The organism is Cycloclasticus pugetii PS-1 (genome assembly GCF_000384415.1).
GTDB lineage: Bacteria > Pseudomonadota > Gammaproteobacteria > Methylococcales > Cycloclasticaceae > Cycloclasticus > Cycloclasticus pugetii.
This window is the reverse complement of the sequence record NZ_ARVU01000001.1, coordinates 1,427,778-1,441,173: the sequence shown is the minus strand read 5'-3', so window position 1 is coordinate 1,441,173 and position 13,396 is coordinate 1,427,778. Positions and strand designations below refer to the sequence as shown.

Genomic DNA, 13,396 nt, shown 5'->3' with positions numbered 1-13,396 from the left:
TGCTTGTTTTATGTTAGAGAGTTCATATTGTGTCTAAACGTCGAGTAGTAGTTACAGGGTTGGGTTTGTTGTCACCAGTTGGTGGTAATGTTGCAGATTCTTGGGAAAATATTTTAAATGGTCAAAGTGGTATTGCCCCGATAACTCGGTTTGATACAACTGATTTTCCATCAAATTTTGGTGGAGCCGTTAAAGATTTCGATGTAAATGACTATCTTTCTCGTAAGGATTCAAAAAAAATGGATCCATTTATTCATTACGGTGTTGCGGCTGGAATCCAAGCTTTAGATGATTCTGGTCTTGAGGTGACGGATGAAAATGCTGAAAGAATCGGCGTAGCCATTGGTGCAGGTATTGGTGGTATTTCAGGCATTGAAGCTGGTTTTGAAGGCTTTCAAAAAGGTGGGCCAAGAAAGATTTCACCGTTTTTTGTGCCATCAAACATCATCAATATGATCTCAGGAAACCTTTCAATTTTACGTGGATTGAAAGGGCCAAATTTCGCCATTGTAACGGCATGCACAACAGGTGCGCATAATATTGGCGATGCAATGCGCATTATTCAATACGGTGATGCTGATGTGATGGTGGCTGGCGGAGCAGAAATGGCCACGTCAGTAACGTCTTATGGTGGGTTTTCTTCTGCGCGTGCCTTGTCACGTAGGAATGATTCACCCGGAACGGCGAGTCGTCCTTGGGACAAAGACCGTGATGGCTTTGTTTTAAGTGATGGTGCCGGTGTTTTGGTGCTTGAAGAATATGAGCATGCTAAAAAACGCGGTGCAAAAATTTATGCAGAATTAGCCGGCTATGGAATGAGCTCCGATGCATTTCATATGACCATGCCATCAAAGAATGGTGATGGCGCATACCGTTGCATGCGAAATGCTTTAAAAGACGCTTCTTTAGATGCAGAACAAGTCAGTTATATCAATGCCCACGGTACCTCGACACCTGCTGGGGATGTTGCTGAAACGCACGCAGCTAAAACTTTATTAGGTGATAATGCTTATAAAGTACCGATGAGTTCAACCAAGTCCATGACTGGTCATATGCTAGGAGCAGCCGGTGGCGCAGAGGCAGTATTTTCTGTTTTAGCGTTGCGTGATCAAGTGGCGCCACCGACCATTAATCAATTTACGCCTGATCCTGATTGTGATTTAGATTATGTGCCAAATGAAGCACGTCAAATGGAAATGAATGTTGTTGTGTCAAATTCATTTGGGTTTGGTGGTACTAACGGCACGCTCGTCTTTAAACGACTTTAGCTTATACCCTGCCAGGTGACACTGGATATAAAAGACTGTGGCGATTACCTTAAAATCGAAATTGCTTCAGATTTCGACCTATTAGATTGCCATGCGGCGAATCCTCAGCGCTATCCATTTTTATTAGAAAGTAATGATGCAAGTCATTCAGCCAATGCTTTCGATATATTGTTCGGTTTTCCTGGCGAAAAAATTGAATCATCAAGCATAAAAAATAATCAATTTTTCGCTAAGTTTGATCATGCTTTTGAACGAGAGAAAGTACCAAGCAAGGCTGACAAACTTCCTTTTACGGGGGGCTGGTTTGTCTTTTTAAGTTATGAACTTATTGGTGTTATTGAAGAAAAACTTTCCGATCTGCAAGTAGATAAAAGCTTACCGGTGGTGAGTGCTGTAAGAATCCCTTTAGCCATCATAAGAAGCCATCAGGATAACCGTTGCTGGATTGTGTGCGAAAAGGGACATGATGCTTTAATTAAACAAGTATTGGTTGATCTAGAGACCCTGGAAAAGAGTGGATTTAACTATCCAACAGTCAAGTTAAAAGAAGACCCGTCGAACGCCTTTTTAGCGGGTGTAAAAAAGATTAAGTCATATCTAATTGAAGGAGATACCTTACAGGTTAATCTTTCTAGGCAATGGGCCGGTGAGTTTGCTGGTCAGAGTGATTATTTAGATGTTTATCGTTCACTAAGGGTACATAACCCTTCACCTTTTGCTGGGTTGGCTTGTTTCGGCGAGACGGTTATTTGTTCATCATCTCCGGAGCGTTTAATTAGTTGTGTTGACGATGTTGTGCAAATGCGACCTATCGCAGGCACAAGGCCCAGAGATAAAGATGAACTGTTAGACAATAGTTTTGCGCAAGAGTTACTTTTTAATGCAAAAGAAAGCGCAGAACATATTATGTTGATTGACCTCATTCGTAATGATCTTGGGCGAATTTGTACAACCGGTACGGTAAAGGTTGATGAGAAAATGAGCTTGGAATCTTATGCAGAAGTGCATCATATAGTCTCAAACGTCACTGGTAAATTGGTCTCGGGCATGTCGCCCTCAAACGTGATTAAAGCAGTTTTCCCGGGCGGTACAATAACGGGTTGTCCTAAAGTTCGTTGTATGGAGATCATTAATGAACTAGAAAAAACGCCAAGGGGTGCCTATACCGGGTCGATGGGCTACATTAATCGTAATGGCAACTTAGACCTAAACATATTAATAAGAACCTTTACCATTAATGATAGGCAGTTAATATTGAGGACAGGGGCAGGAATCGTGGCGGATTCAATTGCAGAAAAAGAACTTGAAGAAACACGACATAAAGCCAAAGCTTTATTACAAGCGTTGAATATTAGTAATGGATAAGACCCTAATTAATGGTCAATATGGTGACTCAATTAATGCTTCAGACAGGGGCTTACAATATGGTGACGGCCTGTTTGAAACCATTCTAGTGGAGTTTGGTTGCCCTTGTTATCTTGAAGAACACTTGCAGCGCTTACAAAAAGGTTGCGAAGTGCTGGGTTTTCCACCTCTTAATAAGGATATTTTAGAAAGAGAAATCTTTCAGCTCATCGAGACAAATCAATGTGGGGTTATAAAATTATTGATTTCAAGAGGTGTCGGTAAAAGAGGTTTTTTGCCGCCAAAAAACCCTAACGTAACACGGCTAGTGTCTTTTTCTGCAACTAAGGCAACGGTTAAAAATCCACTGCTTAGTTTAGACCTTGTTTTATGTCATACTCAGCTAAGCCGCCAACCCTTATTGGCTGGGCTTAAACACTTGAATCAATTAGAACGAGTGTTAGCACGTAGTGAATTTGGCGATACTGTTTCAACCGAAGGTTTAATGCTCGATGTTGAGGGCGTAGTGATTGAAGGAACAATGAGTAATATTTTTATTGTTAGCAAGGGTGTTTTAATGACGCCTACATTAGAAAATGCGGGAGTTAGAGGAATCATTCGTGATTACTTAATAGCTCAAGCGACTCAAGAAGGAATGGATTGTAGAGAAATGGAGCTGTCTGTGGAGAACGTAATAGATGCAGATGAGGTTTTTATGACAAATAGTTTAATGCCTATACGAGCTATTAAACAACTTAGAATTGATGACAAAGCCTTTATTAAAGAGGTGGGTCCGTATGCACACTGGGCGTTAGATAGCGTACTGGCTGATATTCAGCATCAAGTCGATCAACACGCGGGAAAAAACTAATGCGGCGCTTATTAGCAATAACAATTATTGTTTGTAGTTTATTATTTGGTTGGTTTTGGATGATGTACAACTATGCAATGAATGAATCGTCTATTTCTAACGAGATGGGCTCTGTTGTTGTGAACATTGAAAAAGGTCAAAACCTAAATCAAATTATTTCAACGCTGGATAAGAAAGGCGTGGTAGATGGACCTTGGTTTAAATGGCATGTACGGTTTGAAGGAGCTGCCAATAAAATACAAGCAGGTGAGTACGAATTTTCTCCAGGTTTGACACCGGTGCAAATATTGAATTTTCTAGTCAAAGGCAAGGTTAATCAATATGCTATTTCAATTATTGAAGGCCAAACGTTTAAGGAAGTTTTAAGGGACATTAGAGAGCATCCAGCGATTAAAAAAACACTGCCTGAACAAGCGAGTATCAGTCAGTATTTAACGTTATTGAATATTCCGGAAAAACATTTAGAGGGGATGCTATTACCCGAAACATATTTTTTTATTAAAAATACATCTGATGTAGATATTCTTCGTCGTGCATACCGTTCGATGCAGGTTTTCGTTAATTCAGCATGGCCTAAAAGAGATGTAAGAACAGTGATACCAAGCGTTTATGATGCACTGATTCTAGCATCTATTGTAGAGAAGGAAACGGGGGCTGCTCACGAACGAAAGCAGATAGCGGGTGTTTTTATCCGTAGACTTGAAATAGGTATGAAACTACAAACAGACCCAACTGTTATTTACGGTATGGGAGATGGGTATGACGGTGATATAAGGTATAGAGATTTACGTAAGGACACTCCCTATAACACATATACACGTTATGGGCTTCCACCGACACCAATAGCAATGCCTAGTAAGGCGGCGATCGACGCAGTTCTACACCCAGAAGACACTAAAAACTTATATTTTGTATCGAATGGTGATGGCACGCATATATTTTCTGAAACGTTGAAGCAACATAATGCAGCGGTTAACAAATACCAACGGAAGCAATAATAATGAAAGTGGGAAAGTTTTTAACCCTTGAAGGCGTTGAAGGTGTTGGTAAAACAACAAATCTGGAGTTCATTGCTAACTATATAAAATTAGCCGGGCAAGAGGTTGTTACAACGAGAGAGCCTGGTGGCACAAAAATAGCCGAAAAAATTCGAGGCTTGTTATTAGACCATGATGATGAGTTATTATGTGATGAGTCTGAGCTTCTCTTAATGTTTGCGGCACGGGCTCAACACATTAAAAACGTCATTATGCCGGCCTTAGAATCTGGCAAGTGGGTTGTGTGTGATCGTTTTACGGACGCTACGTATGCGTATCAAGGGGGCGGGCGTCATTTTAAAGTTGCTGATATTAGCTGGCTAGAACAATTTGTTCAAAAGGGCTTGTTGCCCGACCTTACCATTTTGTTAGACTTGTCGGTGGATATTGGCTTACAACGCGCGGCGAATAGAAGTGATCCTGACCGTTTTGAATCTGAAAAAAAAGTATTTTTTGAAAATGTTCGGCAAGTATATTTGGATAGAGCAAAGGCAGAACCTAAACGCTTTGGTGTTGTTGATGCCTCTGACCCTTTGCAACAAGTACAGAAAAATATAGCCGTTTACTTAGACAAAATATTGCTAGATGAGTAATCAATTACAAGCAGTTTACCCTTGGTTACAAAACTATTGGAGGCCATTATCTCGTTACTTAAAGCAAGACCGCTTACCCAGTGCTTTGATCTTAGTTGGCAACGAAGGGTTAGGGGTGTCATCGTTGGCTATCGCGTTTGCCCATCGAGCTGTTTGTTCTTCATCTCTTGATGAGCCGTTTGCTTGCGGTTTATGTGAAGCGTGTTTATTGTTTAAAGCTGATAATTACCCAGACTTCTTTCATGTAATACCTGAAGAGGGCAAAACGAGTATTAAAATTGAACCCATCCGGCAGTTAATGTCATCATTAGCATTAAGCAATCAATATACTAAACCAAGAATTGTTGTTATTGACCCAGCCGATGCGATGTCTCATTCAGCGGCTAATAGTTTACTGAAAACCTTAGAGGAACCTAGCGAAAATACCTGCCTGGTTTTGATAGTGAATCAACTGTCGAAAGTACCCGCAACAATAAGAAGTCGTTGTCAGCTTATAACCGTTAAGGGTATTGAGCTGACTGAGGCAAAGGATTGGTTAGTTGGTTTGGGCTGTAAGGAGCCAGAACAATATTTGAGTTTAGCTAACAACGCGCCTCTTTATGCTAAAGAATTATGGCAAAAAGAGGCCTTGAAGATCAGAAAGCTGTTACTGAATAACTTTATAGAGCTTTTGAAAGGGCGTTTAGATCCAGTCCTATTTGCTGAAAAATGTATTAGCCTAAAAGGCTTGCCTGTTTTAAAATGGCTGATGTCGTGGCTATCTGATGCAATCAAGTGCGCTCATGGTGCCTTAGATAATCAGCTAATGAACCCTGACCTGAGAGCTGACTTGAAAGTTTTTATAGAAACGCTACACTTAAAAGGAATGCATACTTTGTTAGAGCAGTTAAATTATTTAACATCGTTAGAGTCTAATCAAGTTAACCAACAGTTAATGCTAGAAGAGTTCGCGATACAAAGTTATTCACTAACACGTAAATAAAGGCTAGTTAAATGACCCCTACAGGAAAAGAGTCTCGCCAAGGAATTTTATCTTTAACGATTAAAGATAAAAATGCATTGTATGCGGCGTTTATGGATTATGTTGAGGGGGGCGGTTTGTTTATCCCAACCCATAAGAAATATAGCTTAGGTGATGAAGTATTTATGTTGTTGAGTCTAATGGGCGAGGCAGAAAGAATTCCGGTTGCTGGGCGAATTATTTGGATAACCCCAGTGGGCGCAGAAGGCTCCAGATCGAACGGTGTTGGTGTTCAATTTAATGAACAAGATGGTGGTGCAGCGCGAGCAAAAATAGAAACATATTTGGCAGGAACCTCTGCAACTGGGCGACCTACACACACCATGTAATGTTACTTGATGAATGTTCTTGAAACGGCCTTTAAGGCCGTTTTTTATTTATAGAGGATAATACCTATGTTTATAGATTCACATTGCCACCTAGATCGTGTTGATCTAAGCCCTTTCTCAAATAGTCTTAGTGAATATTTAGAAGCTACGAAAGCTGATTCATTAGAGCATATGTTATGTGTGTCAATTAATTGGGAAGATTACCCTGCAATGCGAGATTTGGTGAACGGTTTTGCAAATATTTCTACATCGGTCGGTGTGCACCCTAATGAGATGGATGGCCATGATCCAAGTGTTGATGAATTAGTGGATATTGCCTTGAAAGATCAGGTTGTGGCCATTGGTGAAACCGGCTTAGATTATTCTAGAATTGAAAAAGAGACTGAGGTACTTACCCAGCAGCAACGTTTTCGTCATCACATCAGGGCGGCAAAGAAAATTGATAAGCCGATTATCATCCATACCCGTGATGCAAAGCAGGACACAATTAGAATTATGCAGGAAGAATCTGCTGGTGAGTGTGCTGGTGTTTTGCATTGTTTTACTGAAGATTGGGAGATGGCAAAACAAGCACTGGACTTAGGGTTTTATATCTCATTCTCAGGCATTGTTACATTTAAAAATGCTAAGCAAGTTCAAGAAGTGGCAAAAAAAGTGCCCAATGACCGTTTTTTAATAGAAACAGACTCTCCCTATTTGGCGCCTGTTCCGATGCGAGGAAAGCCAAATTACCCTAATTACGTAAAATATGTGGCAGAAAAAATGGCAGAATTAAGAGGTTTATCCTTAGACGCCACAGCACAAATGAGTGCTAAAAACTATTCTACTTTGTTTGGTCGTTAATCTAGCGAGGCTTTGCGCCATCTTAAGAAATTAGGAAGAGGGTAGAAGTGCTTGGATCTTATTTAACAGCATTATTTTTTCGGTTAGCGTGTTGTTTGTGTCATTTAGTTCGTTATTAATGTCGCTTAATTGCTTTTGTAAAACTGAAATTTCTTCCCTTGCGGATTTGAGGTTTTCATCAGCCATGGTTTTATAAGCCTCATTAAATTTTTTCTGATAACTGGATAATAATTCACTTAACAGGTCGTCAAAGCTTTGCTGGCTAAAATTGTTTGAGCTGACTAAACTTTCAAGGTGCTCAAGAACATTATATAGCGGCTTCTTAAATTCGCGTTGGAAACATGAACTAAGTTGCTGATTGAGATAGTGTAAGTCGTCTTCATTTCCGCTGAACTGAGCAAATAATTTTAAGCTGCTCGATTCAAAACTATTAAGACTTTCTGCGTGTTTTTCAAAATATACTTGCTCAAGTGTTGTGACGATTTCTCGCAGTTCGTCTTTAGGAAAAGAGCGTTGTTCAAGGTAATTGTATAGTTCTCGGATAGATGACGAAGAGGGTGCTTGATCTGCTTGAGTCGTGGGCTCTTCGGGTACTTGTGGTTGAAACTGGGCAAGTTGCTCTAAAAAAGCGGCTGAATCTTCTTCTGTTACATCACCCGTTGATAATTGGGCAATGCAAAAATCGGCGGCTTGTTTAAAGCTAAGCGGTGTTTTTACACTAGCAGGCGGTGTGACAGTATTAGGTAAAGTGTCTTCTTTAAACGTAACGACTGGTGTTTCAGAAGGTGTTTGAGCACGTGAGTCAATGCCATCTTGCTGGCGCCAAAACTCACTGAATGAGTCGACAGTTTGTTCAGCAACCTCTTTGTCTAATTCTTGAGCCAATTTTTTAAAGCAGCCACTTGCATTAGAGTCTGGACTTAACAATACAGCAGGGCATTGAAGCCTGATGGATGAAATCATGGTTTCATCTACTTGAATATAGCCCAGGTAGTTAATGTCAACATCAATATATTTTTTTACAGCCGACTCAAAACGTTTATATATTGCTTGGCTATTCTCGGCATCTAAAGCCATATTCACGAGAATATATGAAGTTCGATTATAGTTTGAGCGTTTTAAAACTTTAAGTAATGAAAAGGAGTCGGTTAAAGAAGTGGGTTCGGGGGTAATAATAATAATTGAAAACTGTGAGGCTCTAATAAAATCAAGAACATCATCCCCAATGCCTGCAGCCGTATCTATAATGAGATAATCAAAATCTTGTTGGAGTTTATCTAAAGCCGCTAATAAGATCAGTTTTTGCTCATTTGTTAATTGCGCATATTCAGCAATTCCGGTCGCGCCGGGAACAACTTTTAAGCCGCGTGGCCCATCAATAATAATTTCTTTTAAGTTTTTTTCGCCGTTTAAAAGATGTTGTAAGGTATACGTTGGTTGAATACCTAATAGAATATTAATGTTGGCCAAACTAGCATCAGCATCAAATACACACACTTTTTTGTCTAACGCGGTAAGAGAAAGCGCTAGATTAGTGGCCGTGCTAGACTTACCAACGCCCCCTTTACCACTGGTGACTGTGATAACTTTTGCTTTTGGCTGGCTCATACTGTTTATACTTGTGTTAGTGTAAGCTAATTCCATTTGATCAATCGCTAGTCCGTTACTGTAAAACGTTAAGTTAAAGTAACTTTGATTTTATCAAAATACCTTCCCAATAAGTTAAAAATTTATAATCTATAAAATGAAAACAAACCTAACATCATTTTCTCATGGTATTGGCAGCTTTATTGCGGGCTTCCACTTAATCCGCCAGCCAGGATTAAGGCGTTTCGTTATTATTCCCCTAATGATTAATGTGGTGCTCTTTAGTGTGGCAAGTTGGCTGCTGTGGCACTATTTATCAACAATGGTCGATTCTATGTTGCCAAGTTGGTTATCTTGGTTAGCGTGGTTGATTTTGCCTATCTTTATGACCAGTATTTTAGCGATTGTTTATTATTGCTTTACCTTGGTTGCTAACATTATTGCGGCACCTTTTTATGGCCAGTTATCCAAAGGCGTAGAAGCGCATCTAAAGGGGCAGCCTTATGTTGAAGTAAATGCTGACACGTTTCTTAAAGAAATGTTTCAGATGTTAGGGTTGGAATTACGTAAGATCACATACTATTTACTTCGTGCGGTTCCACTGTTAATACTGTCGGTGATACCTGGCATTAATGTAATTAGCCTGCCGCTATGGTTATTATTTAGTGCTTGGTTTTTAACATTTGAATATGCAGGCTATTCATTTGAAAACCACAAGATTTTATTTAGTGATCAAAAACGTATGCTAAACAGATCTCGTGTCAACACGATGACGTTTGGCAGTATAAGTTTGTTGGCAACCACTATTCCTGTCATCAATTTGTTTGCACCTGCAGTAGCAGTAGCAGGTGCCACTAAACTATTTTATGAACGAGGAGAGTTAGGCTAATTCGGCATTAAATACATTATTTTCAATTGAAGTCAGCTTGCAAGGAATGATTTGGTTACTGAGTTTTTCAGGCTCTGTGCTAGTGATTTTAACGCGTAAATAATTTGGGCTATAACCGAATAATGTGCTGACACCGTCAGTCTCAACTTGGTGGCTATCCTCCCATAAAACATTAACAGTGTGACCGACTAGTTTATCCATTTGGGCGCGTTTTGCTGATGCCGCAAGGGTATGAAGAGCTTGGCTTCTGCTTTTTTTGATCTGCGTACTAATTTGGTTTGGCATAGAGGCTGCTTTGGTGCCTTCTCTAGTTGAGTAGGTAAAAATATGTAAGTCACCGAATTGCATTTCTTGTACAAAATCTAGCGTTTGTTGCCACTCGTCATCAGTTTCACCGGGAAACCCAACAATGATGTCGGATGTGATATTGATGTTCGGCATTATTTTACGTGCTTCTAATACAAGCGCACGAAACTCACTTGTTTTACAGCGCCGAGACATTCTTTTAAGTACCGTGTCTGAGCCGCTTTGTATTGGTAAATGCATATGTGGCATTAACCTTGGGTTTTTAAATAATTCAAGAAAGCCTTGCGGTAAATCCCATGGTTCTAAAGACCCCATACGGATTCTTGGAATACTTGTTTGTTGTAATAAGGCTGTTACTAAATTGTATAGATTACTACCTGTATCACTACCATAACCACCTAGGTGTACGCCTGTAATAACAATCTCTGAAATGCCTTGTTGGTGGAGGGCGTTGGCTTCGGCGACGATACTGTCAATAGATTTGCTTTTCTCATCACCTCTGGCAATGGTGACGATGCAGAAACTACAACGGTATCGGCAGCCATCTTGCACTTTGATAAAGGCTCGTTGGCGTCCCCTAGAAAATAACGCAACCTCATTAGGTTCAGTTGCAATGCTCGGCATTGTTTCTTCACTTAGTTCATTAAGTGTTAAGGTGACTAATTGGTCTTTTTGTTGGTTATTAACGAGTAGATCAACGCCATCTAAGGTAACAGTTTCTTGCTCATTTAAGGTGGCATAACAACCGCTCACAACAAGTTTTGCCCTCGGGTTTTTTTGATGTGTTTTTCGCACAAGTTGGCGAGATTTTCTTACGGCTCCTTGCGTGACCGCACAGGTGTTGAGTACCAAAATATCGGCCTCAGTTTCTTGATTAACAAGCTGGTGCCCTTCGGCAACAAAATCATTTGCCCAAGATTCTATTTCAGCTTCGTTTAATCGGCAGCCTAATGTTTTAAGGTGAACGCGCATTGGAAAGTACTAGTGGTTTAAAGAACGTTTATTTTACGCTATTTGTTTTGCTGACAGATAAAGTCAATGACCTTTTGTTGGCAGCCCTCTGTATTCTCGTACAAAATGCCATGCCGGTTAGAGCTAACCCATTGATAGTGTAATAGTTTAGTTGGTATGTGTTTGGCAAGTGTTTGGTAACTGGATGGGGCAACTACAGGGTCGTTATCACCTTGGATCAGGAAGACAGGGCAGTTAATTTTTTTTAATCTGGGGAGGGTTTTTTTAATTAAAATTAAGAGCTGATTAATGGCTGCAATTGGGGTGTGGTGGTAATTAAGGTGGGGGTGTTCGGGTAGATTGGCTTTAAATGGCAAAATACCATCAGAGTTACTGATTTTTTGTATAAATTTATTCGTGTAGTGAGTGATTTTTACCAGTTGAGATAAAGGGTCTTTAAAACTGACGGGGGCTGAACACGCGGTAACTGAACGTATATTAAGGTGATGACTCGCAGTAACCATCAGAGCCAACAGGCCACCACTTGAAAAACCAACGAGGTGTACATCTTTGCTGTAACAATGTGCTATTTTGATACTTTGTTGAAGAGATTGACGCCAATCTTGCCAGCTTCTTTTGTGTAGGTCCCATGGTGATGTTCCATGGCCTTTTAGGCGGCAACCGATGCTGATATATCCTTGGGCAACAAATTTTTCAGCCAATGTTTTAAGTTCAATAGGCGTTGAAAGCAAACCGTGAACAAACACGACGCACTGCCCATTATATGTTTTTGGCATTAACAGATAGGGAAGGGCGGACTTTTCGCTGATGTGTTGTTGTTGATTGATTACTTGGTGTTTTGGGTCTTTAAACTGTGAAATATCCCAATGGTATTCAAGTAACTCATCTTCAAATAGTAGGTGGGCAAACCGGTGGGATTGTTTGTCAAATTTAAAGGCTAAGCTGGTTTTAATAGCTATTCTGACCTGAGGAATGGATGCAGCCTCATTAGCATTTACAGCAATAGGGTTTTTATATCGAATGCTATCAAAATCTTGTTCGGCGGAAAGGTGTTCGGTAAATTTATAGTACACACCCGATGATTCAAGCAAGTTTGCCTCGTAGGCACTTTTTAAAAACAGGTCAAAAGTCTCGCTTTTTGTCATTAACAAATTGCGATAAATAGAGGGGTTTTGCAGCGTTCGATGAAAGCTTAGCGTGTCGCTTTTTTGTAACGCCTTAATGCTTCCATAAATCAATTGATGCAGCTTTTTTTTATTAATATAGGTCTTTCCTTCGGCAACAAAATGCATGATCAGCGTTGCGGCAATATGAGCAATGTTAATAGTGACATTGTCATAAATAGCATGCATGTAATCATCACGAATTCTATTAGCGTTGCGTTGATAACTCAGACGAAACAATAGGTTGTTCAAATTACCGTTATGCTCAACTTTATTTAAAAGTTGTTTTAGCGCTAAATCTGAGTGGTTAACAAAGGTGGTTGTAATCGTTGATTCTAATCTGGTCCAGTAATCCTCTACGACAAGAGGCTTAGCTAAACGAATGTCCATATCGGTATCTTTAAATAAAAAGTTACCTTCGATTAATAATTCTTCCGAGATACGATGGTGTAAGTTATTAACAAAAAATCGTACCGTATTGCTTAATGCATTTTCACCAATTCGTAAGGGGTAAAAGGTAATATTGCAGGGGATGATAAGGGTGGGTTTTTTGCACAGTTCCAGCAATTGCTGTTTGTCTTCAAAGCCTAATTCTTTCGCCCATAAAGAGAGGGTCTCTGTGTTTTCTTGTTCACTAAGGTCACGAACAGTTTGTTTGAAAATAGCGATTGCTAAGGCAATAACTGCTGGCCCAGTATGTAGTTTTCGCCGCTCATTATGTGAACGTGAATAAATACTGTAGCGGCCTTCTTTATCAAGCACACGTCGGTCTTTTACGATACCACCTTCGGGGAAGGCAACGAGCTTTTGTTGGTGTAAAATATCTTTTGCTATATGAAACAAAAGCCCATCAATGTTATTTGGTATACCACCTAAATCAATCAAATAACGACCGAAAACATTATCAGCGAATAACTCGTTTGCAGCAATTGACCTAGAGTAGTGTTTTGTTTTTTCGTAAATTAAATATTGTGGAATAAAGGTTTCAAATCGAGCAAAGTGATTGAATAAAAAGATATCGCCTTCTAACCAAGAGGATGGGTTGCCATGAGTGCGAACCGTCAGGCTAAGAACCTTAAATAAGGCTTTCATAGCATGATAAGTCCAGTGGTAAGTGCCTGGGTTTATCGTATATTGCTGCGTCTCTATTTTATTTTTTGAGTCGTCGCTCAT

Annotated in this window: 12 protein-coding genes; 9 read left to right on the top strand and 3 right to left on the bottom strand. The window is 39.9% G+C overall.

Annotation, left to right across the window (positions count from 1 at the left end; all coding sequences use genetic code 11):
- Positions 1-29 precede the first annotated feature (29 nt).
- From fabF to CYCPU_RS0106955, 8 genes are all read left to right on the top strand, one after another.
- Positions 30-1,268: a beta-ketoacyl-ACP synthase II gene (fabF, locus tag CYCPU_RS0106990; RefSeq protein WP_026362624.1), complete on the top strand. Its 1,239-nt coding sequence runs from the start codon at positions 30-32 to the stop codon at positions 1,266-1,268.
- A 15-nt stretch (positions 1,269-1,283) separates the two neighbouring features.
- Positions 1,284-2,633, top strand: a complete 1,350-nt coding sequence (locus tag CYCPU_RS0106985) for an aminodeoxychorismate synthase component I (protein ID WP_020162336.1) — start codon at positions 1,284-1,286, stop codon at positions 2,631-2,633.
- Complete coding sequence (pabC, locus tag CYCPU_RS0106980) at positions 2,626-3,483, top strand: aminodeoxychorismate lyase (protein WP_016390111.1); 858 nt, start codon at positions 2,626-2,628, stop codon at positions 3,481-3,483. The genes CYCPU_RS0106985 and pabC overlap by 8 nt, the downstream gene beginning before the upstream one ends.
- A complete protein-coding gene (gene mltG, locus CYCPU_RS0106975; RefSeq protein ID WP_016390112.1) occupies positions 3,483-4,481 on the top strand; it encodes an endolytic transglycosylase MltG in 999 nt (332 codons plus the stop codon). The genes pabC and mltG overlap by 1 nt, the downstream gene beginning before the upstream one ends.
- 2 nt (positions 4,482-4,483) lie before the next feature.
- Entirely contained in the window at positions 4,484-5,113 is a 630-nt protein-coding gene (tmk, locus tag CYCPU_RS0106970; protein ID WP_020162335.1) for a dTMP kinase, read from the top strand.
- Positions 5,106-6,095 (top strand): DNA polymerase III delta subunit-related protein, encoded by a 990-nt coding sequence (locus CYCPU_RS0106965; protein WP_020162334.1) that lies wholly within the window; start codon positions 5,106-5,108, stop codon positions 6,093-6,095. Before tmk ends, CYCPU_RS0106965 begins: the two co-directional genes overlap by 8 nt.
- 11 nt (positions 6,096-6,106) lie before the next feature.
- Positions 6,107-6,463 carry a PilZ domain-containing protein gene (locus tag CYCPU_RS0106960; RefSeq protein WP_015006169.1) on the top strand — a complete coding sequence of 119 codons (357 nt, stop codon included), beginning with the start codon at positions 6,107-6,109 and terminating at the stop codon, positions 6,461-6,463.
- Between the two features lie 66 nt (positions 6,464-6,529).
- Positions 6,530-7,306, top strand: coding sequence for a TatD family hydrolase (locus tag CYCPU_RS0106955; protein ID WP_020162333.1), 777 nt, complete (start codon positions 6,530-6,532; stop codon positions 7,304-7,306).
- A 30-nt stretch (positions 7,307-7,336) separates the two neighbouring features.
- Here CYCPU_RS0106955 and CYCPU_RS0106950 read toward each other — a convergent pair whose 3' ends face one another.
- Positions 7,337-8,914, bottom strand: a complete 1,578-nt coding sequence (locus CYCPU_RS0106950) for a MinD/ParA family protein (protein WP_232228612.1) — start codon at positions 8,912-8,914, stop codon at positions 7,337-7,339.
- A gap of 136 nt (positions 8,915-9,050) precedes the next feature.
- On the opposite strand from CYCPU_RS0106950, the gene cysZ reads away from it, so the two are divergent.
- Positions 9,051-9,782, top strand: a complete 732-nt coding sequence (gene cysZ, locus CYCPU_RS0106945) for a sulfate transporter CysZ (RefSeq protein ID WP_020162331.1) — start codon at positions 9,051-9,053, stop codon at positions 9,780-9,782.
- Here cysZ and mtaB read toward each other — a convergent pair.
- Together mtaB and CYCPU_RS0106935 are read right to left on the bottom strand one after the other, a co-directional pair.
- Complete coding sequence (gene mtaB / locus CYCPU_RS0106940; RefSeq protein WP_020162330.1) at positions 9,774-11,060, bottom strand: tRNA (N(6)-L-threonylcarbamoyladenosine(37)-C(2))-methylthiotransferase MtaB; 1,287 nt, start codon at positions 11,058-11,060, stop codon at positions 9,774-9,776. The genes cysZ and mtaB overlap by 9 nt on opposite strands.
- Before the next feature lie 38 nt (positions 11,061-11,098).
- Complete coding sequence (locus CYCPU_RS0106935) at positions 11,099-13,396, bottom strand: alpha/beta fold hydrolase (RefSeq protein WP_020162329.1); 2,298 nt, start codon at positions 13,394-13,396, stop codon at positions 11,099-11,101.